The organism is Sedimenticola hydrogenitrophicus, assembly GCF_025175675.1.
Taxonomy (GTDB): domain Bacteria; phylum Pseudomonadota; class Gammaproteobacteria; order Chromatiales; family Chromatiaceae; genus Sedimenticola; species Sedimenticola hydrogenitrophicus.
In genome coordinates, this window is sequence record NZ_JANIOA010000092.1 from 1 (window position 1) to 1,895 (window position 1,895).

Consider the following 1,895-nt stretch of genomic DNA (forward strand, 5'->3'; position numbering starts at 1 on the left):
CCCACCGCCGGCGTTGATCCGCCGTATGTAGGGGTAGGCCCCTGTGCCTGACAACAAAAAAAGGCCGGCTCCAGGAGCCGGCCTCAAGGCTGGAGGGGGGAAAACCCTCCGGAGGATGTCACTCAGACGTCGGCGGCGACCGCCTCCGGCTCGTCCTGGCCGATGAAGAAGCTGGCGATATAGACCACCAGGCCGATCAGGAACATCACGCCCGCTATTTCACGCAACCAGTAGAACAGCGCGATCTGCTCCTGCACCGCCATGAACGGCTGGGCATTCTCCGCCACCCGCTGCAGGTAGACCTGCAGGATGCCGGCACCGGTGAGGAACAGGGTGATGAAGACAATGGCGATGGTCATCAACCAGAACGACCACATCTCCAGTACCTGCTGCTTGTTGCTGTTGGCCGCGGCACGGCCGCGCAGCAGCGGCATGGCATAGGAGATCATGGTCAGGCTGATCATCACGTAGGCGCCGTAGAAGGCCATGTGGCCGTGCGCCGCGGTGATCTGCGAGCCGTGGGTGAAGTAGTTCACCGGCGACAGGGTGTGCAGGAAGCCCCACACGCCGGCACCCAGGAACGCCATCACCGCGGTGCCCAGTGCCCACAGGGTGGCCGCCTTGTTGGGGTGGTTGCGGCGCCGCTTGTTGACCATGTTGAAGGCAAACACCGTCATCATGAAGAACGGAATCGGCTCCATGGCGGAGAACACCGAACCCCACCACTGCCAGTACTCGGGGGTACCGATCCAGAAGTAGTGATGGCCGGTACCGACGATACCGGTGATCAGGGTCATGGCGATGATGATATAGAGCCACTTCTCGATCACCTCGCGGTCCACGCCGGTCACCTTGATCAGCACGAAGGCGAGGATGGAACCGAGGATCAGCTCCCACACGCCCTCCACCCACAGATGCACCGTCCACCACCAGAACATCTTGTCCAGCACCACGTTGGTGGGGTTGTAGAAGGCGAACAGGAAGAACACCGCCAGGCCCACCAGGCCCATCAGCATCACCAGGTTGATCACGGTCTTGCGACCCTTGAGGATGGTCATGCCGATGTTGAACAGGAAGGCCAGGGCCACCACCACGATACCGAGCTTGACGATGGTCGGCTGTTCCAGGAACTCGCGTCCCATGGTGGGCAGCAGGGCGTTGCCGGTCAGGTCGGCCAGGGTCGAGTAGGGCACCAGCAGGTAACCGGCGACGGTCAGGGCCGCGGCCACCAGGAAGATCCAGAACATCAGGGTGGCGAGCATGGGGCTGAACAGCTCCGTCTCGGCCTCTTCCGGAACCAGATAGTAGGCGGCGCCCATAAAGGCCATCAGCAGCCAGACGATCAGGGCGTTGGTGTGGACCATGCGGGCCACGTTGAACGGGATATAGGGAAACAGGAAGTCCCCGATCACATACTGCAGGCCGATGATCAGACCGAACAGGATCTGCGCGGCAAACAGTGCGATGGCAGCCGTAAAGTAGAGCTTGGCGACCGATTGAGATTGATATGTCATGGTTAAAACTCCCCCTTAACCCTGAATGTTTGGCGGCCAGTTGGCGCTGTTGATCTCGGAGACATACTTCAGGAACTCGGCGATGGCATCGAGCTCGTCATCGCTGAAGTTGAACTGAGGCATGCTGCGGCGACCGGGAATGCCGTTGGCGGGACGGCTCTTGATGAAGCCGATGATGCCGTCCTTGGAATTGCCGAAGCGCTGGTAGACGTTGGCCAGTTCGGGTGCGAAGTAGGCCCCCTCGCCGAGCAGCGTGTGACAGCCGATACAGTTGTTCTCTTCCCAGAGCATCTTGCCTTTGGCAATCTGTCCGCCAGCCGGCCCAGCCAGTGCGGCACGGTTGTCGCGATTGGGCAGTTGGCCGACCGAGTCAAAGGTCAG

2 protein-coding genes are annotated in these 1,895 nt (G+C 61.1%); both read right to left on the reverse strand.

Going from position 1 to position 1,895, the window contains the following annotated elements:
- Positions 1-122: 122 nt before the first annotated feature.
- Entirely contained in the window at positions 123-1,514 is a 1,392-nt protein-coding gene (locus tag NPX02_RS21010; protein ID WP_260296020.1) for a cbb3-type cytochrome c oxidase subunit I, read from the reverse strand.
- Between the two features lie 15 nt (positions 1,515-1,529).
- On the reverse strand, positions 1,530-1,895 hold a 366-nt coding region (locus NPX02_RS21015), incomplete at its 5' end, for a c-type cytochrome (protein WP_260296021.1).